The sequence below is a fragment of the Blautia sp. CAG:237 genome, assembly GCF_000436615.1.
Taxonomy (GTDB): domain Bacteria; phylum Bacillota; class Clostridia; order Lachnospirales; family Lachnospiraceae; genus Blautia_A; species Blautia_A intestinihominis.
This window is the reverse complement of record NZ_FR886676.1, coordinates 22,137-41,899: the sequence shown is the minus strand read 5'-3', so window position 1 is coordinate 41,899 and position 19,763 is coordinate 22,137. Positions and strand designations below refer to the sequence as shown.

Genomic DNA, 19,763 nt, shown 5'->3' with positions numbered 1-19,763 from the left:
ATGTATCTGCTAAGGACCTTGGAACAGGTAAAGAGCAGCACATCACAATCACAGCAGGTTCCAACATGTCTGATTCCGAGATCGACAAAGCAGTCAAAGAAGCTGCTGAGTTCGAAGCTCAGGATAAGAAACGTAAAGAGGGAATCGACACAAGAAACAACGCAGACTCCATGGTATTCCAGGTTGAAAATGCACTCAAAGAAGCTGGCGACAAGATCGACGCTAACGACAAAGCAGCAGTTGAGACAGACCTGAACGCACTCAAAGATCTGCTTGCCCAGACAGCAAACGCAGAACTGACAGATGCTCAGATCGCAGACATCAAAGCAGCTCAGGAAAAGATGATGGAAAGTGCTCAGAAGCTTTTCGCTAAAATGTATGAGCAGACACAGCAGGCAGGCGGCCAGGCTGGTCCGAACCCGGGAGCAGGCGCAGCTCAGGGTGGAAATGAAGCAGGCTATGGCGATGATGTTGTAGACGCTGACTACAAAGAAGTCTAAATAAAAGTTACTGAGAACCAGACAGTAAAGTAAAAACAATAAGCCTCCGGCGCACACATTCCGTCTGCGCGGGAGGCATCTTGGATATAAGAAAAATAAAACTAATAACACATATAGGAAAGAGAAAAGATGGCTGATAAAAGAGATTACTATGAGGTCCTGGGTGTCAGCAAGACTGCCAGTGAATCAGAACTGAAGAGCGCATACCGAAAATTAGCCAAGAAATATCACCCGGACGTAAACCCGGGAGATAAAGAAGCAGAGGCCAAATTCAAAGAAGCAACAGAAGCATACAGTGTCTTAAGTGATGCAGACAAACGTAGACAGTACGACCAGTTTGGTCACGCTGCATTTGAGCAGGGCGGCGGTGGAGCCGGCGGCTACGGTGGATTTGGCGGTTTCGATGGCGCAGATATGGGAGATATTTTTGGAGACATTTTCGGAGATCTGTTTGGAGGCGGCGGAAGACGCCGTGCCAACAACGGACCGATGAAAGGTGCCAATTTACGTGCCCGTGTAAATATTACTTTTGAAGAAGCTGTATTCGGCTGTGACAAAGAACTGGAGATCGTGCTTAAGGACGAATGTACCACCTGTCATGGAACAGGAGCAAAACCAGGAACACAGCCAACTACCTGTCCGAAATGTAAAGGAGAAGGTCAGATCGTCTATACACAGCAGTCCATGTTTGGTATGGTCCGTAATGTACAGACCTGTCCGGACTGTAACGGATCTGGTAAGATCATCAAGGATAAATGCAGTGCCTGCCATGGAACAGGATATACTTCCGCACGTAAGAAGATCCAGGTTTCCATCCCGGCCGGTATCGACAACGGACAGAGCATCCGTATCCGTGATAAGGGTGAACCAGGAACCAATGGCGGACCGAGAGGCGACCTTCTCGTAGAAGTAAATGTAGCGCGTCACCCGATCTTCCAGAGACAGGATATGAATATCTTCTCTACCGCACCGCTGACTTATGCACAGGCAGCACTGGGTGGTGAGATCCATATAAATACTGTTGATGGTGACGTTGTATACGAAGTAAAACCAGGAACACAGACCGACACACGTATCCGTCTCAAGGGTAAGGGTGTTCCATCCCTGAGAAACAAGAATGTCCGTGGTGACCACTACGTTACCCTGATCGTTCAGGTTCCGACCAAACTCAATGAGGAAGCCAAAGAAGCACTCCGCAAGTTCGACGAAGCCTGCGGAAACGTCAACCTCGATGAGAAAAAAGGCGGTTCCGAGAAGTCCGAAAAGAAGAAAAAGAGTTTTATGGATAAACTCAAAGAAACTTTTGAGGACTAAAAAGTTTAAGGAAAAGAGGGTTTCCCTCTTTTCTTTTTTTGTGGTTTCATGTATATTAGATACCAGGGTTAAAAGAACAAAAGCTTGCTGCGGAACAATCCGTAAGTATCGTAAAATTGTCGCATATAATAGACAGGAGATTAAAATATATGAAGTGGAATCGTTTTACCATTAAAACAAAAACAGAAGCAGAGGACATGATCATCTGCACACTGGCAGAGATCGGCGTAGAGGGTGCTGAGATCCAGGACCATCAGCCGCTCACAGAAGAAGATAAAGCTCAGATGTTCGTTGATATCATGCCGGAAGGACCGGCAGATGACGGGATCGCATATCTGAATTTTTATCTGGAAGAAGATGCCGACAAGGAGAGCATTCTTCGTGATGTAAGAAACGCACTGGAAGAACTGCGTACTTTCATGGACATCGGAGAAGGCACGATCGAAGAATCCGAGACAGAAGATAAGGACTGGATCAACAACTGGAAAGAATTTTTCCATCAGTTCTATGTAGATGATATCCTGATCGTTCCATCCTGGGAAGAAGTCAAAGAAGAAGATAAGGACAAAATGATCCTTCACATTGACCCGGGTACAGCATTTGGAACCGGTATGCACGAGACAACACAGCTCGTGATCCGTCAGCTCAAGAAATATGTGACCCGCGGCGCAGAGATCCTCGATGTAGGAACAGGAAGCGGAATCCTTGGAATCACAGCACTTAAACTCGGTGCAGGACATGTTGTCGGAACAGACCTTGATCCATGTGCAGTTTCTGCTGTACAGGATAACAAAGAAGCAAACCAGATCGAAGATGATTCTTTTGATATGATGATCGGAAACATCATCGATGACGTTGAAGTACAGAATGAAGTCGGATATGAGAGATACGATATCGTAGCTGCAAACATCCTTGCAGATGTTCTCGTTCCGCTGACACCGGTCATCGTTCATCAGATGAAAAAAGGTGCATACTACATCACTTCCGGAATCCTTGATGTCAAGGAAGAAGTTGTCAGAGAAGCAGTAGAGAAGGCCGGTCTTACTCTGGTAGAAGTTACAAAGCAGGGCGAATGGGTCTGCGTAACTGCAAGAAAGGACTGATTTCATGCAGAGGTTTTTTGTAGAACCGCATCAGATTGATGAGGAAGCGCACCAGATCCATATCACAGGGACCGATGTGAACCATATCGCCAATGTCCTTCGTATGAAACAGGGAGAGGAACTGTGGATCAGCGACGGCGGCAAATGTGAATACCGCTGTACGATCGAGGCTTTTGAGCCGGACGAGGTGCTCCTTCACATCATTTATTCTCAGGAGCCGGATTATGAGCTCCCAAGCAGGATTTATCTGTTCCAGGGCCTGCCGAAAGCGGATAAGATGGAACTGATCATACAGAAAGCAGTCGAGCTTGGCGCATACGAAGTCATTCCGGTGGAGACCAGACGCTGTGTCGTCAAACTGGATGGCAAAAAGGCCGCCAAAAAAGTCGACCGCTGGCAGCAGATTGCAGAGAGCGCGGCGAAGCAGTCCAAGCGAATGCTGATCCCGCATGTACATGAGGTTATCACCTTTAAAGAAGCCCTGAAATATGCAGAATCCATGGATATCCGTCTGATCCCTTACGAACTTGCAAAGGGAATGCCAGAGACAAAGGAAATCCTTGCGGCGATAGAACCGGGACAGTCCATCGGGATCTTCATCGGACCGGAGGGCGGTTTCGAAGAAAAAGAAGTAAAAGCTGCGATCGAAGGAGGAGCGAAGCCGATCACCCTCGGACGACGGATCCTCCGCACAGAGACAGCAGGACTTGCGATTCTGTCTGTCCTCATGTTCCAGCTTGAAAATTAATACGGATACAATAATAAAGAGGAAATTATGGAAGTTTATTTTGATAATTCCGCCACCACCAGATGCTACGATTCCGTCAAAGACATCGTAGTAAAGACCATGACAGAGGACTTCGGAAATCCATCTGCCATGCATCTCAAGGGTGTAGATGCGGAGAAATATGTAAAAGAAGCAACAAAGACGATCGCCGGAATCCTGAAAGTACAGGAAAAAGAGATTCTGTTTACTTCCGGTGGTACAGAATCTGACAACCTTGCACTTATCGGTGGTGCAATGGCAAACAAACGAAACGGAAACCACATCATCATCACATCTGTAGAGCATGCGGCGGTCAGCCAGCCGGCACTGTACCTTCAGGAGCAGGGATTTGAGATCACCTACCTCCCGGTAGACGCACAGGGCAGAGTGAAGATGGAAGCACTGGAAGCCGTTCTGAGACCAGACACGATCATGGTATCTACCATGCTTGTAAATAACGAAGTCGGTGCAGTGATGCCGGTCGAGGAGATCGCCAGGATGGTCCATGAGAAGAGCCCGAGGGCGCTCTATCACGTGGATGCGATCCAGGGATTCGGCAAATACCGTATCTATCCGAAAAAAATGGGGATCGACCTTCTCGCAGTCAGTGGACACAAGATCCACGGGCCGAAAGGAATCGGTTTCCTGTACATCAATGAGAAAGTCAAGATCATCCCGCAGATCCTTGGCGGCGGTCAGCAGAGCGGCATGCGTTCAGGAACCGACAACGTACCTGGGATCGCCGGACTTGGTGTGGCAGCCGGACAGATTTACAAGAATCTGGATGAGAATGTAGAGCATATGTATCAGCTCAAAGAGCACATTGCCGAGGGACTTTCCCAGATCGAAGACATCCGCATCAACGGAATGCCGCTCCGTGAGGGCGCACCGCAGATCTTAAGTATCAGCGTGATGGGCGTTCGAAGCGAAGTCCTGCTTCATTCCCTGGAAGATAAGGGGATCTACATTTCCGCAGGAAGCGCATGCTCCAGCCACAAGAGAAAACCAAGCGCAACTTTAAGTGCCATGGGAATGTCCAAGGACCAGATCGAAAGCACCGTCCGCTTAAGTTTCTGTGAAGAAAATACCATCGAAGAAGCAGACTATTTCCTGGAAACCATGAAAACTCTGGTTCCGATGCTCAGACGATATTCAAGAAAATAATCAGGAGGAACAGTATGATATTTCATGCATTTTTGATCAAATATGCAGAGATCGCCATCAAGGGAAAAAACAGATATCTTTTTGAAGATGCCCTTGTAAAGCAGATGAAACTGGCTCTGGAGCCGGTAGAAGGCGAATTTACAGTAACCAAGGAACAGGGCCGTGTATACGTGTTCTGTCCGGAGAAATATGATTTTGACGAGGCTGTGGAGGCTCTGCAGCGAGTATTTGGTATCGTAGGTATCAGCCCGGTCGTGATCTACGAAGATCAGGGATTTGACCAGATGGCAAAAGATGTCGTATCTTATATGGAAGCAAGATACCCGGGATATGCCGGAAGCTTCAAAGTCTACACAAGAAGAGCCAAGAAATCCTACCCGATCACTTCCATGGAAGTCAGCGCAGGAATCGGAGAAAAGATCCTGGATGCATTCCCGGAGGCATCTGTAGATGTACATCATCCGGAAATGACACTGTCCGTAGAGATCCGTGACAAGATCTATGTATATTCCGAGACTCTTCCAGGACCGGGAGGAATGCCGATCGGAACAAACGGCAAGGCAATGCTCCTTCTTTCCGGCGGTATCGACAGCCCTGTTGCCGGCTACATGATCGCAAAACGTGGTGTCAAGATCGAAGCCGTTTATTTTCACGCTCCGCCGTACACCAGCGAGCGTGCAAAACAGAAAGTTGTAGATCTTGCAAAACTGGTAGCACGCTACAGCGGACCGATCCGTCTGCACGTGGTCAATTTTACAGATATCCAGCTTTATATTTACGATCAGTGCCCGCATGAAGAACTGACGATCATCATGCGCCGTTACATGATGCGTATCGCAGAGCATTTTGCACGCAAGGATAAATGCCTTGGTCTGATCACAGGAGAGAGCATCGGACAGGTAGCGAGCCAGACTTTACAGAGTCTTGCTGCAACAGATGAGGCATGCGAGCTTCCTGTATACCGCCCGGTTATCGGATTTGACAAGGAGGAGATCGTTCAGATTTCCAGAAAGATCAACACATTCGAGACTTCTATCCAGCCGTTTGAAGACTGCTGTACGATTTTTGTTGCAAAACATCCTGTAACAAAACCAAACCTCAAAGTGATCCGCAGATCCGAGGAGAAACTGAACGAGAAGATCGACCAGCTGATGGAAGAAGCACTGGCCACAACAGAAATCATCGAAATCCAGTAAAAAAGCAAAATAAAAACAGCTTCATATGTGGTCACACAATGAAGCTGTTTTAAAATCTGGTATGTCCGGTCAGAAACCGGCACGATGCAGAATCACTCAATAACATATGGCTCAACAACAGCCAGGATTGTATCGAGAGCACTTCCCTCTGCGTGGATGTTCAGGTTGATCGGTTTGGAAAGATCCAGACTGAAGATACCCATGATAGATTTGGCATCGATCACATATCTTCCGGAAACCAGATCAAAATCGCAGTCGAATTTGCTGATCTCGTTCACAAATGCCTTCACTTTATCGATTGAGTTCAGAGAAATCTTTAATGTTTTCATTATGATAAATCCTCCTTTATTATTAGTAAAGTAACTGCTCACCGGTAGTATCCCGCGAGGTGTTTTGCCATGGATATGGCAAAATCCCGAGACATACAGGGCAAAATGCTATCACCGAAGGTGATGTGGAATGCATTTTGACCAAGTTACTGTGAACAAAGTGAACAGTAACTCTTTCAAGAGTAATCTTACCTGTACCCCCTGAAAAAGTCAAGGGAAAATATAATGAAATTTCAATGAAAAACATAACAAAGTCTGAAAAAATAAAACAACTAAAAGAATGATCGAGGTAAAATATGAGTAAAAAAGTTGCCCTTCACAACCTGGGCTGCAAAGTAAATGCATACGAAGTAGAGGCCATGCAGCAGCTTCTGGAAAAAGCAGGATATGAGATCGTTCCTTTTGAAGAAGGGGCGGATATTTATCTGATCAATACCTGCACAGTCACCAATATCGCAGACCGTAAATCCAGACAGATGCTCCACAAAGCAAAAAAAATGAATCCGGATGCCATTGTCGTGGCAACAGGATGTTATGTCCAGACAGATACACAGAAACTGGAGGCGGACAGTGCTGTGGACCTGATCCTTGGAAACAACCAGAAAAAACAGATCGTAGAAGCTCTCGAGGAATACGAAAAAGAACATGCCAAGAAGGTAAAAGTCATCGAGATCAACAAGACAAAGGAATACGAGGAGCTTTCCATCGGTTACACCGCAGAACATGTGCGTGCCTATATCAAAGTCCAGGATGGATGCAACCAGTTCTGTACTTACTGTATCATCCCGTATGCAAGAGGCCGTGTGCGCAGCAGAAAGATCGCAGAGGTCCTTGAGGAAGTACGTACCCTTGCGGCAAGAGGTTACAAAGAAGTTGTCCTTACAGGGATCCATTTGAGCTCCTATGGATTGGATTTCCCGAAGGAAGAAAGAGAAAGTCTCCTGTCACTGATCCAGGCAGTGCATGAAGTGGATGGGATTGCCCGGATCCGTCTGGGATCACTGGAGCCGCGTATCATTACAGAAGAATTCATGGAGGGGATCTCCGCTCTTCCGAAGGTATGCCCGCATTTCCACCTTTCCCTGCAGAGCGGCTGTGACAAGACCCTCAAGAACATGAACCGCAGATACAGCGCACCGGAATATGCAGAGAAATGCGAACTGATCCGCAGATTTTATCCGGCACCGGCACTGACAACAGATGTGATCGTAGGCTTCCCGATGGAGACAGAGGAAGATTTCGAAGATTCTTATGAATTTGTAAAAAATATTCATTTCTACGAGACACATATTTTTAAATATTCCAGAAGACAGGGAACCAAAGCCGCAGCTATGGATGGACAGCTTACAGAAGCAGTCAAGGCACAGCGAAGTGAAAAAATGCTGAAACTGCATGAGATTCGTGCAAAAGAATACGAAACCGCCATGATCGGCAGGACTCTGGAACTGCTCCTTGAAGAAGAAGTGGAGATCGGCGGTAAAACCTATTTTATGGCGCACAGCAAAGAATATGTACGTGCAGTCATCGAGAAGACAGATGCACACAAAGTCAACGATCTCGTAAAGGCAAAAGCAGTTGATTTTGCAGATGAGCATGTGCTTCTTGCAATTTGTGAAGATTTATATTAAAATAAAAAAGAAATCTTATTAAGGACGTGAGAGAAAATGGCAGAAAACAATTTAGGAAATACACAATATTTCAAAACCAAACCGGATCAGGAACTGGAAGTAAAGGAAGTCCTGGACCTGGTTTACAACGCAATGGATGAGAAGGGATATAATCCGGTCAATCAGATCGTAGGTTATATTATGTCCGGTGATCCGACTTACATCACCAGCCACAAAGGCGCCAGAAGCATGATCATGAAAGTTGAGAGAGATGAACTGGTAGAGGAACTGTTAAACGAGTATATCAAGAACAAATCCTGGGAACGTTAGTATGCGGATTCTTGGACTGGATTATGGATCTAAGACAGTCGGCGTGGCAGTCAGTGACCCTTTGGGACTGACTGCCCAAAGACTGGATACGATCTGGAGAAAACAGGAAAACAAGCTGCGTAAGACCCTTGCGAGCATTGAAGCTCTGGTAGAAGAATACGGTGTAGAGCGGATCGTGGTCGGTTATCCGAAGAACATGAATAACACCGTGGGGGAACGTGCAGAGAAAGCGCTGGAGTTTGGCGAGATGCTGAAGAGACGTACCGGGCTTGAGGTTGTCATGTGGGACGAAAGACTGACAACTGTAGAAGCAGATCGAACTCTCATGGAGGCGGGCGTGCGGAGAGAAAACCGTAAGCAGTATCTGGATGGACTTGCAGCAGTTTTTATTTTACAGGGATATCTTGATTCTCTGGTGATGAAATAAGGGTGACAAAATGGAAAAAATCAAATTTCAGTCTCCGGACGGAACAGTAGAAGAATTTTATATCGAAGAGCAGACGATGATAGGAGGAGTATCCTATCTTCTGGTATCAGACTCTATGGATGAGGAAGCAACTGCATATATCCTTAAGGATGTTTCCGCAGGCACAGAGCCGGAAGCCTGCTATGAGATGGTAGAAGACGACGAAGAACTGCAGGCAGTTTATAAAGTTTTTGAGCAGATGCTTGATGACGTAGATCTTGAAATGTAAGCAAAATCAAAAATATAATCTGCAAGGCAAATTTGGAAGGAATGCCCACGGTATTCCTGCATTAGTGTGCACAAAATGCACGGAATAATATGGAGGTGCTTGATTGAAGAGTGAAAATAATGTAACTGAAAATACAGCCGAAGCAAAAGAAACTCAACGAAAATACAGTAGTTACGACAGAAGACCAAACGATAACAAAAGACCGACAAACAGAAAAAACAATTATCGTTACAATAAGCAGCAGAGAAATAACAGACACAACGACAAAAACAGCGACAGAAACGACAACAGAAATGACAAGACAGACAGAAGCGAGCGGAACAGCAGATCTAATTTCAGAAGCGGCCAGTCCAAAGCACCGGCAAAAGCTGCTCTCAAGGCACCTGCCAAAGTCCAGAACAGAAATACAGGCAAGCGAGGACGCAAGAGTGCTTCTAAACTCAAGATCATTCCGTTAGGCGGATTGGAGCAGATCGGAATGAACATCACCGCTTTTGAGTACGGTGACAGCATTGTGGTCGTAGACTGCGGTCTTTCCTTCCCGGAGGATGACATGCTCGGAATCGACCTTGTTATCCCGGATGTGACCTACCTTAAAGAAAATATTTCCAAGGTCAAGGGATTTGTGATCACACATGGACATGAGGACCATATCGGAGCTCTTCCTTATGTACTCAAGGAAGTTAATGTCCCGATCTATTCCACCAAACTGACACTGGGGCTGATCACAAACAAACTCAAAGAACACAATCTGGTGCGTTCCACCAAGCTCAAGGAAGTAAAACACGGACAGGTCATCAACCTCGGTGATTTTGCGATCGAATTTATCAAGACAAACCACAGTATCCAGGATGCATCTGCCCTGGCAATCTATTCTCCGGCAGGAATTGTAGTCCATACAGGAGACTTCAAGGTTGACTATACACCGGTATTCGGAGATGCGATCGACCTGCAGCGTTTTGCTGAGATCGGCAAGAAGGGTGTCCTTGCCCTGATGTGCGACAGTACCAATGCAGAACGTCCGGGCTTCACAATGTCTGAGCGTACCGTTGGTAAAGTGTTTGACAGCCTTTTTAACGAACACAGAAGCGCAAGGATCATCATTGCGACATTTGCATCCAATGTAGACCGTGTACAGCAGATCATCAATACAGCATACCGCTTCGGACGTAAGGTAGCCGTAGAGGGACGCAGTATGGTCAATATCATTTCAGTGGCGTCTGAACTTGGCTATTTACGTATCCCGGAGAATACACTGATCGAGATCGACCAGGTCAAGAATTACCCGGATGATAAGGTAGTCCTGATCACGACAGGAAGCCAGGGTGAGTCCATGGCGGCTCTTTCCCGTATGGCTGCAAATATCCACAAGAAGATCACGATCAAGCCAAATGATACGATCATTTTCAGTTCCAACCCGATCCCTGGAAATGAGAAGGCAGTATCCAAGGTTATCAACGAGCTCTCCATGAAGGGTGCGAAGGTTATCTTCCAGGATGTCCACGTTTCCGGACATGCCTGCCAGGAAGAGATCAAACTGATCTATTCCCTTGTCAAACCGAGATATGCGATCCCGGTCCATGGAGAATATCGTCATCTGACAGCGCAGAAGCATGTTGTAGAGGATCTTGGGATCCCGAAAGAAAATATCTTTATCCTGGCATCCGGGAATGTTCTGGAGATGGATGAATACAGCGCAGAGGTGACAGGTTCCGTACACACAGGAGCGATCCTTGTCGACGGACTTGGTGTTGGTGATGTCGGAAACATCGTACTCCGTGACCGCCAGCATCTGGCTGAGGATGGAATCATGATCGTAGTCATGACACTGGAACGTCACAGCAATGTGGTTCTTGCAGGACCGGATATCGTGTCCAGAGGATTTGTCTATGTAAGGGAATCCGAGGATCTTATGGAACATGCCAAGGAAGTTGTGGAATCCGCACTGGATTCCTGCCTGGAACGAAATATCACCGACTGGGGCAAGATCAAGAATGTAGTAAAGGATGCACTCAGCGAGTTCCTCTGGAAACGTACCAAGAGAAGCCCGATGATTCTTCCGATCATCATGGAGGCATAAACAATACAGATGGAAACAGTAAACAGGAATATTCATGCGCTTCTGAATTCGATCCAGAAGTGCCAGGTATACAAAGATTTCAAGAAACAGGAAGCAATTCTGAACAAAAATCCGGAACTGGCGCAGAGAGTACAGCATTTTCGTGCTGAGAACTTCAAACTTCAGAATGAGGGAGATCCGGAGAATATCCTGGCAAAAGCAGAACAGCTTGCCAGAGAATCCGAGGAACTCCGCAGCTTTCCGGAAGTAAATGCCTATCTGGATGCAGAGCTTGCTCTGTGCAGGATGATGCAGAAAATCTGCAGGACACTGACAGACGGCATAGAGATGAATATTCCCCGGATCTAAGAAAGGAGAACCAATATGGGAGACACGAGAGACCGGATGGGGGCGGCCGGCGTAGCAGTGGCAGGAGGATTTTTTAAGATCGCACTGTATGTCTGCGTGGCAGTTCTGATCATCTGGATCGGTAAGGTCACATATCAGTTCGGCTATGACATTTTTAACCAGCATGCGATGAGCCCAGGAGAAGGGCAGGAAGTAACGGTTGTCATCAAGGAAGATGCGACCAGTTATGACATTGCGAAGACTCTCAAGAGCAAGGGCCTGATCGATAATGCGCTGGTGTTTGTGGTCCAGGAGAAACTGTCTAACTACAGTGGCAAGATGAGACCGGGAACCTACCTTCTCAGCACTGCCTATACACCGAACAGGATCATGGGAATCCTGGCAGGGGATGCAGAGCAGGAGGGAGTTACTTCGTGATCGTAGAGGAGAGAATGCGTGCATATATCAATTCTCTCGATACGGGCAATACACCATTTCTTGAAGAACTGGAACGTTTTGCCCTGGAGAATGAAGTTCCGATCATACGTAAAGAAATGCAGAGTTTCATGAAGGTACTGCTTGCGGTCAAACGGCCGATGCAGGTTTTGGAGGTGGGGACAGCCGTTGGCTTCTCCACACTTCTTATGTGTGAGTACGGACAGCCGGATATGCATATCACAACGATAGAAAACTATGAAAAGAGAATTCCCATCGCAAGAGAAAATTTCCGCAAAGCCGGAAAGGAACACAGGATCACTTTTCTGACAGGAGATGCAGGTGAGATCCTTCCGACACTTTTGGGACGATATGACCTGATTTTTATGGACGCAGCCAAGGGACAGTATATTCACTGGCTTCCAGATGTGGTACGTCTGCTTGCACCGGGAGGAATCCTTCTGTCGGATAACGTGCTTCAGGAGGGCGAACTGATCGAATCCCATTATCTGGTAGAGCGTAGAAACCGCACGATCTACAAAAGGATGCGGGAATATCTCTATGAACTGAAACACCATCCGCAGCTTCTTACCAGCATCGTGCCGCTGGGGGACGGGATTTCACTTAGTGTAAAACAGGAAAGAGGAAATTATGAGAAAAATTGAATTACTGGTGCCGGCGAGCAGCCTTGAGGTCCTCAAGATCGCAGTCATCTTCGGCGCAGATGCAGTATATATCGGCGGTGAAGCCTTCGGTCTCCGCGCCAAAGCCAAGAACTTTTCCCATGAAGATATGGCAGAGGGGATCGCTTTTGCCCATGAGCATGGAGTGAAAGTTTATGTCACAGTGAATATTCTTGCACACAATGGAGACCTTCCGGGAGTCAGAGAATATCTTCAGGAACTCAAGGAATTAAAACCGGATGCACTTATCATCGCAGACCCGGGAATCTTTACCTATGCGCGTGAGATCTGCCCGGAGATCGAGTGCCATATCAGTACACAGGCAAACAATACAAACTATGAAACCTACAGATTCTGGTACCGCCTTGGAGCGAAGCGTGTTGTAACAGCGCGTGAGCTTTCCCTCAAGGAGATTCAGGAGATCCGTGCAAATATCCCGGATGACATGGAGATTGAAACTTTTGTTCACGGTGCCATGTGCATTTCCTATTCCGGACGCTGCCTGCTCAGCAACTATCTGGTAGGAAGAGATGCCAACCAGGGAGCCTGTACACATCCATGCCGATGGAAATATTCCATCGTTGAGGAGAAACGCCCAGGCGAGTACATGCCAGTCTTTGAGAACGAGAGAGGAACCTACATCTTTAACTCCAAGGATCTGTGCATGGTAGAACACATGGATGATGTCCTGAACAGCGGTATCGACAGCCTCAAGATCGAGGGACGTATGAAAACAGCCCTCTACGTAGCGACTGTTGCAAGAACCTACCGCAAGGCGATTGACGATTATCTGGAATCACCGGAGAAATACAAGGTAAACATGTCCTGGTATCAGGAGCAGATCTCAAACTGCACCTACCGTCAGTTTACGACAGGATTCTTCTACGGCAAGCCAGATGAGAATACGCAGATCTATGATAATAATACCTATGTTAAGGAATATACTTATCTTGGATATGCAGAGGAAGTTGATGAAAACGGCATCGCACATATCACCCAGAGAAATAAATTTACTGTAGGTGAGACCATCGAGATCATGAAACCAGATGGCAGAAATATCGAAGCTACGGTGAAGGCGATCTATGATGAAGATGGAAATTCCGTCGAGAGCGCACCGCATCCGCAACAGAAACTCGCGGTGGATCTTGGAGTTGAAATTGAGAAATATGATCTCTTGAGAAGATCTGAAGCATAGGAGATTTTGAAGCTTTCAAACTGTAGAGTAAGCCCATGGCAAATGCTGTGGGCTTATTCTATGTTCTGAATTATGCGTCGATGCATCGGAACTGGAAGTTAGCATATTTTCCGATGTAGAAATCTGTTATGAATGTTGTTTTGTGCTTCATTTATCTGAGCGGCTGTGAATGAGCTTTGTGTTATTATCTGTAGTTGAACAATTTCTTTAGCTTCTCCAACGCATTCTTCTCAATTCTAGACACATACGACCGGCTGATCCCGAGCTGTGTGGCAATCTCCCTCTGCGTCTGCTCCTCAATCCCAAACAACCCATACCTTAAACAAATAACCTGATACTCTTTCTCGGAAAGCGTATCTTTCAAAACAGAAAGCAAAAACCTGATATCCTCTCTTGTAGAATACTCCTCTACAATATCTACCGGCGGGCTTTCGATAATATCCAGCAGGCTGATCTCATTCCCTTCTTTATCCGTCCCGATCGGTTCGTACAGGGAAATCTCCCTGGAATGTTTTTTCTTAGAGCGAAACATCATCAGAAGTTCGTTATCAATACAGCGTGCGGCATAGGTAGAAAGCCTTGCGCAGCGTGTGTGGTCAAAAGTAGATATCGCTTTGATAAGTCCGATCGTTCCTATAGAGATCAGATCTTCGAGGTCTTCCCCGGAGTTCTGATATTTTTTTGCAATGTGGGCGACCAGGCGGAGATTTCGTTCGATAAGAATGTTTTTTGCATCCAGATCCCCCTCCTGACAGCGGTGAAGATATATTTTTTCCTGAGCGGAAGTCAAAGGTTTCGAAAAAGTCTTCAAATATCCACCTCGAAAGGGGGTGTTCCTTATAGTTTATGTCTGAGACAGGTTCTGCGTGCTTTTCCAAAAAAATAATATAGAAGATTTGAAGGCAGGGTAAAAAGAAAAATGTCCTGTAAAAATATTATGAATGTTTACATAAACGTTTATATACAAAGCAACAAAAAAAGATGCTGAAATTCAATTTGAACGTCAAAAACTATATGCATAATATACAAAAAACTAGAAAATAACTCGTTGATTTTGACGAAAAAGAGAACTTTACTAAAGAAAATATAAAAATACTATTGAAATATTTACATTATCGTTTAAAATATAAAACATCAACAGGGACACAGAATCCCAACGACAGAAGCGAATGTGTCTGTCAGAACAATTAAAAAACAGGAGGGTTTTAAAATGAAAAAAAGATTACTGGTGGCATTATTAGGAGCAGCAATGGCAGTTTCTGCAATGGGAAGTGTAAGCGTTATGGCTGCAGAGAGTGAAGAGGCGCTTCCAGGCGGCGGCTCCAATATTATTTATGTTATCACACCATCCGTTTCCAACCCGGCATTCAAAACAGAAGCAGACATCGCAACAAAGACAGCAGAAGATCTCGGCTATGAAGTAAAAGCTGCATCACACGATGATGACCCGACAAAACAGACAGAATTATTTGACAGTGCAATTGCCGACAAGGCTGCAGCGATCATCTGTGACAATGCAGGTGCAGATGCAACGATTGAAGCAGTAAAGAAAGCGAGAGAAGCAGGGATCCCGACCTTCCTGATCGACCGTGAGATCAACGAAGACGGTGCAGCAATTTCTCAGATCGTAGCAAACAACTATCAGGGTGCAAAAGCAATCGCAGAAGTATGGGTAGAAGCTATGGGAGAAGAAGGAAAATATGCAGAACTTCTTGGAAAAGAATCTGACACAAACGCAGGCGTTCGTTCTTCTGCTTTCCATGAAGTAATCGACCAGTACCCGGATCTGGAAATGGTGGCACAGCAGACAGCAAACTGGGAAAAGACAGAAGCGTTTGACAAGACAGAAGCAATCCTTCAGGCAAATCCGGATCTTGATGGAATCATCTGCGGAAACGACACCATGCTGGAAGGTGCAGCGGCAGCATGTGAGGCAGCTGGCTTGAACATTCCGATCATCGGTGTGGATGGCTCTGATGAAGCAGCTGCTCTGATTAGAGATGGCAAGGCAACCGGTACAGCACTTCAGCAGTTTGCTCTGATGGCACAGATGGCAGTTGAGCAGGCAGATACTTACCTGAAAGATGGAAGTACTGGACTTGATGAGAAACAGCTTGTTGACTGTGTTGCGATCACAAAAGACAATGTCGCAAATCTGAAAACCTTCGTATATACAGAGGACGGGGCAGACACAGCTGATGCAGAGACAACAGAGGAAACAACAGAAGAAGCAGCAGAATAATCCGCTGGAATGAAAAGTCTGATTTAGTAAAAAGGGGACAGGAAAGCGAGGCTTGCTTTCCTGTCTTTCAGTAAAGGAATGTTTAAAGGAGCGCGGTTATGAGAAAACGAGTGTTAGCAGTGGGACTGGCAGCAGTTATGATGTCTACAGCCATGACTGGATGCGTGAAAGTAATAAAGATTGGTCAGGAAGCGGAATATACAGGAAAGACAGAGTTTAATGCAGGTGACGATGTGGCAGGAATCTGGGAATCAAAAGCTCTCCCGGATCTTGAAGGCAAAGCAGTGGATCTTGCAGAATTTCTTACAGAAGCAAATGGAGATGTAAAATCTCTGGTTGATAAATATGGAAAATATTCTATGGGAACCAGCGGCGAGATTAATTATGTTGTAAAGGGAACCGGCACAGTTACAGAAGTAAATCAGGAAAAGAAAGCAGGATATATGACTGTTAAACTGGATGGCTATGATGGACCGGAAGAAATTTCTATCCAGATCGGTTCCGTTTATAAGGGATCTTCTATCCGTGATTCGCTGGATGTGATCAAGTTTGGTGATTACACCAACCAGCAGGACTGGGCAGCTGTTTCTCAGAGTATCAATAAATTGATTGATGAAGAAGTGGTACAGAAAGCAGATCCGGCATCATTGGATGGCAAAACCATTTCATTCACAGGCTGTTTCACGGCAAATGACAATGAAAAAATATTGATCACTCCGGTTGAACTGGAAGCAAAATAGGAGGGACGGTTATGGGTTATACATGTCCGGAGCATGTGTTTCTGCATGCGGACCATATCAGCAAAATTTATCCTGGAACCAAAGCCCTGGATGACGTTTCTTTTGACCTGCTCAAGGGAAAGGTAAACGTTCTGATCGGTGAGAATGGTGCAGGTAAATCCACATTGATGAAAATGATCGCCGGGATCGAGCATCCCAGTGAGGGAAAAATGTATATTGGTGATCAGGAGGTTTCTTTTAAGGATACGACGGAAGCAAGAAAACATGGAATTGGTATTATTCATCAGGAACTGAGCCTTTTTCCGAACCTGAATGTTTATCAGAACATCTTCATGGCGAGAGAAAAAACCGTCGGAAAGATTAAACTCGATAATAAATCACATGTTGAGGCAACCAAAAAAATTCTCAAAAGACTGGAACATGAAATAGATCCGAATACACAGGTAGGAGAACTTCGTGTAGGCCAGCAGCAGATGATCGAGATTGCCAGAAACCTGGTTGCAGATGATCTTAAGGTTCTTATTATGGATGAGCCGACGTCTTCTCTGAGCCAGCAGGAGGTACAGGTTCTTTTTAAGATTATGAGAGAGCTGACAGCTCAGGGTATTTCTATTGTATATATCTCTCATCGCCTGGAGGAGATCATGCAGATCGGAGACCATATTACAATTCTTCGAGATGGAAAATATGTTTCTGATGCAGAAGTAAAAGACATTGATGTGCCCTGGATCGTTCATGAAATGACGGGTGGTGCGAAATCTTATCCGAAGCGAGAAACCAAGATAGACTGGTCAAAGACAGAAAAGGTTCTGGAAGTCAAAGATCTCTGCCTTCCAAAAGCCGGCGGCGGATATCTGGTGGATCATGTGAATTTTGATCTTCACAAAGGTGAAATTCTTGGAATCTATGGCCTGATGGGTGCGGGTCGAAGCGAAATTCTCGAGTGCCTGATGGGAATGCATCCGGAACATACCGGAGAGGTGTTCCTGGAGGGAGAGAAACTGGATATCAAGTCCATTTCCGGACAGATCGACAGGGGATTTGCACTGATTCCGGAGGACAGACAGGCACAGGGACTTGTGCAGACGATGGACATCGAGAAAAACTGTTCTCTTTCTGCGATGAAGCGTTATAAGAAGGCTGGAATTTTCCTTGATAAGACAAAAGAAGGACAGAAAGTAGACGAACAGATCAAGGATATCCATATCAAAGTAGCGGATAAACATCTGCCGATCCTGTCACTGTCAGGCGGTAATCAGCAGAAGGTTGTTATCGGAAAAGGTATTCTTACAGAGCCTAAGATTCTTCTGATGGATGAGCCGAGTCGTGGTATTGATATCGGAGCAAAAACAGAAGTATTTGATATTATTAATCAGTATGCAGAGAGAGGATTGTCTATCATTGTTGTCTCCTCAGAACTTCAGGAGATCGTATCCATTGCAGACCGCGTTCTGGTTCTGTCAAATGGACTGAAGACAGGTGAGTTCAGCGGTGATGAGATTCAGGAGGATACTCTTGTACTGGCATCCTATAAAGGACATCATGCACAGAAATAGTGAAAAGGAGAATTTTTGATATGGCAGCAGATAATAAAAAATCAAACAACGCTTTGGCAATGACATTGCTGAAGGGCAGAACCTTCATTGTTCTGATCATCCTGATGATCTTCTTCAGCATTACAGCAAATAACTTCCTTACAGTAGGAGCTCTTCTGACAGTAGCAAAACACGTTGCTCTCTATGGAATCCTGGCAATTGGTATGACCTATGTTATCATCACCGGTGGAATCGACCTTTCTGTTGGTTCTGTGGCAGGTCTTGCAGGAATGATTGCCGGTGGTCTGATCCAGGAAGGTCTGACTCTGGAGTTTGCAGGTGTGACTATTTATTTCAGTATTCCACTGGTAGTTCTGATCACAGTTCTTCTGGGAGCATTTATTGGAGCTCTCAACGGTGTTGTGATCACCAAATTTAATGTAGCACCATTTATTGCAACCCTCGGTTCTATGTACATCTGTCGTGGCCTTGCAAATATCCGTTCCAATGGTGCGACATTCTCTGACCTTGCAGGATATGAAGGACTTGGAAATACAGGGTTTGAAGTGTTTGGACGTAACTTTGCAGGAACTATGATTCCGACAGGCGTTATTATCCTGATTATCGTGGCAGTGATTGCCGGGCTGATTCTTAAGAAAACTCCGTTTGGCTGGCACGTACAGGCGATCGGTGGTAATGAAAGGGCATCTAAGCTTTCCGGTATCAAGGTTGACCGCGTAAAAATCTGGGTATATGCATTCTCAGGCCTCTGCTCAGCGATCGTTGGTATTATCGCGACATCCCAGCTTGTTTCTGCAACACCAAAAACAGGTGAATCCTGGGAAATGAATGCGATCGCAGCTTCTGTTCTTGGGGGAACCTCCATGGCAGGTGGTGTCGGAAGCATCGGAGGAACCATTGTCGGTGCGTTTGTAATCGGTGTTATCAATGATGGTATGACTATGTGCGGTGTTACAGAGTTCTGGCAGAAGATCATCCGTGGTCTTGTAATCATTATCGCAGTTATCATTGACCAGTTCCAGAGAAATCTTCAGGCTAAGATGGCACTTCAGGCACGTAACGAAAACAAATAATATCTGAAAACAGGGTGATTTTTATGAAAAAAAGAGGAATTATCAATGCACAGCTTGCGGGTCTGATCGCAGGACTGGGACATAAGGATACCTTTATGATCGGGGACGGCGGAATGCCAATCCCCAAAGGCGTGGAGATTGTTGATCTTGCACTGTGCGGCGGTGTGCCGACATTTCGCCAGGTGATGGACGCGATTCTTGACGAAGCAGAAATTGAGCAGTATACTATAGCTAACGAGATTGAAGAGAAAAATCCGGAACTTCTTGCTTATATCAGAGAAAAGCTTCCGAATGCAGAGTGGAATATGGTTCCTCACACGGAATTAAAGGAAATGTCTCGAAATGTGAAGTTTGCCGTGCGTACAGGTGAATTCACACCATATCCAAATATTATTCTGAGAGCGGGAGTTGCTTTTCCGGCATAAGAA

22 protein-coding genes are annotated in these 19,763 nt (G+C 45.7%); 20 read left to right on the top strand and 2 right to left on the bottom strand.

All coding sequences use genetic code 11. The annotated features are described in order from the left end of the window. The 6 genes from QZL69_RS01910 to thiI form a co-directional block, all read left to right on the top strand. Positions 1–500: Hsp70 family protein (locus QZL69_RS01910; RefSeq protein WP_291517873.1), on the top strand; the 500-nt coding region annotated here is incomplete at its 5' end. Between the two features lie 129 nt (positions 501–629). Next, positions 630–1,814, top strand: coding sequence for a molecular chaperone DnaJ (gene dnaJ, locus QZL69_RS01905; RefSeq protein ID WP_022213538.1), 1,185 nt, complete (start codon positions 630–632; stop codon positions 1,812–1,814). A gap of 149 nt (positions 1,815–1,963) precedes the next feature. Continuing rightward, the gene (gene prmA, locus QZL69_RS01900; RefSeq protein ID WP_022213537.1) at positions 1,964–2,917 is read left to right on the top strand and encodes a 50S ribosomal protein L11 methyltransferase; all 954 of its coding nucleotides are present in this window, start codon (positions 1,964–1,966) and stop codon (positions 2,915–2,917) included. A gap of 4 nt (positions 2,918–2,921) precedes the next feature. Next, on the top strand, positions 2,922–3,665 hold the full coding sequence (locus QZL69_RS01895) for a 16S rRNA (uracil(1498)-N(3))-methyltransferase (RefSeq protein WP_022213536.1): 744 nt from the start codon (positions 2,922–2,924) through the stop codon (positions 3,663–3,665). A 27-nt stretch (positions 3,666–3,692) separates the two neighbouring features. Continuing rightward, positions 3,693–4,847 (top strand): cysteine desulfurase family protein, encoded by a 1,155-nt coding sequence (locus QZL69_RS01890; RefSeq protein WP_022213535.1) that lies wholly within the window; start codon positions 3,693–3,695, stop codon positions 4,845–4,847. A 14-nt stretch (positions 4,848–4,861) separates the two neighbouring features. Next, positions 4,862–6,043: a tRNA uracil 4-sulfurtransferase ThiI gene (gene thiI, locus QZL69_RS01885; protein ID WP_022213534.1), complete on the top strand. Its 1,182-nt coding sequence runs from the start codon at positions 4,862–4,864 to the stop codon at positions 6,041–6,043. Between the two features lie 92 nt (positions 6,044–6,135). On the opposite strand, the gene QZL69_RS01880 is transcribed toward thiI, so the two are convergent. Then, positions 6,136–6,372: an HPr family phosphocarrier protein gene (locus tag QZL69_RS01880; RefSeq protein WP_022213533.1), complete on the bottom strand. Its 237-nt coding sequence runs from the start codon at positions 6,370–6,372 to the stop codon at positions 6,136–6,138. A gap of 296 nt (positions 6,373–6,668) precedes the next feature. On the opposite strand from QZL69_RS01880, the gene mtaB reads away from it, so the two are divergent. From mtaB to QZL69_RS01835, 9 genes are all read left to right on the top strand, one after another. Next, positions 6,669–8,000, top strand: coding sequence for a tRNA (N(6)-L-threonylcarbamoyladenosine(37)-C(2))-methylthiotransferase MtaB (gene mtaB / locus QZL69_RS01875; protein WP_022213532.1), 1,332 nt, complete (start codon positions 6,669–6,671; stop codon positions 7,998–8,000). Positions 8,001–8,036: 36 nt separating this feature from the next. Then, positions 8,037–8,309 carry an IreB family regulatory phosphoprotein gene (locus QZL69_RS01870; RefSeq protein ID WP_022213531.1) on the top strand — a complete coding sequence of 91 codons (273 nt, stop codon included), beginning with the start codon at positions 8,037–8,039 and terminating at the stop codon, positions 8,307–8,309. Position 8,310: 1 nt separating this feature from the next. Next, entirely contained in the window at positions 8,311–8,736 is a 426-nt protein-coding gene (gene ruvX, locus QZL69_RS01865) for a Holliday junction resolvase RuvX (RefSeq protein ID WP_022213530.1), read from the top strand. A 10-nt stretch (positions 8,737–8,746) separates the two neighbouring features. Next, a complete protein-coding gene (locus QZL69_RS01860) occupies positions 8,747–9,004 on the top strand; it encodes a DUF1292 domain-containing protein (protein ID WP_022213529.1) in 258 nt (85 codons plus the stop codon). Positions 9,005–9,449: 445 nt separating this feature from the next. After that, the gene (locus QZL69_RS01855) at positions 9,450–11,084 is read left to right on the top strand and encodes a ribonuclease J (RefSeq protein WP_227221940.1); all 1,635 of its coding nucleotides are present in this window, start codon (positions 9,450–9,452) and stop codon (positions 11,082–11,084) included. Positions 11,085–11,093: 9 nt separating this feature from the next. After that, the gene (locus QZL69_RS01850) at positions 11,094–11,432 is read left to right on the top strand and encodes a YlbF family regulator (protein ID WP_022213527.1); all 339 of its coding nucleotides are present in this window, start codon (positions 11,094–11,096) and stop codon (positions 11,430–11,432) included. 15 nt (positions 11,433–11,447) lie between these two features. Further along, a complete protein-coding gene (locus tag QZL69_RS01845) occupies positions 11,448–11,849 on the top strand; it encodes an endolytic transglycosylase MltG (RefSeq protein ID WP_022213526.1) in 402 nt (133 codons plus the stop codon). After that, positions 11,846–12,511 (top strand): O-methyltransferase, encoded by a 666-nt coding sequence (locus QZL69_RS01840; protein WP_022213525.1) that lies wholly within the window; start codon positions 11,846–11,848, stop codon positions 12,509–12,511. Before QZL69_RS01845 ends, QZL69_RS01840 begins: the two co-directional genes overlap by 4 nt. Continuing rightward, a complete protein-coding gene (locus tag QZL69_RS01835; RefSeq protein ID WP_022213524.1) occupies positions 12,498–13,724 on the top strand; it encodes a peptidase U32 family protein in 1,227 nt (408 codons plus the stop codon). The genes QZL69_RS01840 and QZL69_RS01835 overlap by 14 nt, the downstream gene beginning before the upstream one ends. Positions 13,725–13,908: 184 nt before the next feature. Here QZL69_RS01835 and sigK read toward each other — a convergent pair whose 3' ends face one another. Next, positions 13,909–14,535 (bottom strand): RNA polymerase sporulation sigma factor SigK, encoded by a 627-nt coding sequence (gene sigK / locus QZL69_RS01830; RefSeq protein ID WP_022213523.1) that lies wholly within the window; start codon positions 14,533–14,535, stop codon positions 13,909–13,911. Positions 14,536–14,934: 399 nt separating this feature from the next. Between sigK and QZL69_RS01825 the strand changes: the two genes are divergently transcribed. The 5 genes from QZL69_RS01825 to rbsD all read left to right on the top strand — a co-directional run bounded on the left by QZL69_RS01825 (position 14,935) and on the right by rbsD (position 19,760). Next, positions 14,935–15,966 carry a D-ribose ABC transporter substrate-binding protein gene (locus tag QZL69_RS01825; RefSeq protein WP_022213522.1) on the top strand — a complete coding sequence of 344 codons (1,032 nt, stop codon included), beginning with the start codon at positions 14,935–14,937 and terminating at the stop codon, positions 15,964–15,966. Between the two features lie 98 nt (positions 15,967–16,064). After that, entirely contained in the window at positions 16,065–16,706 is a 642-nt protein-coding gene (locus QZL69_RS01820; protein ID WP_022213521.1) for a DUF2291 domain-containing protein, read from the top strand. Between the two features lie 11 nt (positions 16,707–16,717). Then, complete coding sequence (locus QZL69_RS01815) at positions 16,718–18,262, top strand: sugar ABC transporter ATP-binding protein (RefSeq protein WP_022213520.1); 1,545 nt, start codon at positions 16,718–16,720, stop codon at positions 18,260–18,262. Positions 18,263–18,282: 20 nt separating this feature from the next. Beyond that, positions 18,283–19,335 (top strand): ABC transporter permease, encoded by a 1,053-nt coding sequence (locus tag QZL69_RS01810; RefSeq protein WP_022213519.1) that lies wholly within the window; start codon positions 18,283–18,285, stop codon positions 19,333–19,335. A gap of 23 nt (positions 19,336–19,358) precedes the next feature. Further along, positions 19,359–19,760 (top strand): D-ribose pyranase, encoded by a 402-nt coding sequence (rbsD, locus tag QZL69_RS01805; protein ID WP_022213518.1) that lies wholly within the window; start codon positions 19,359–19,361, stop codon positions 19,758–19,760. Positions 19,761–19,763 lie beyond the last annotated feature (3 nt).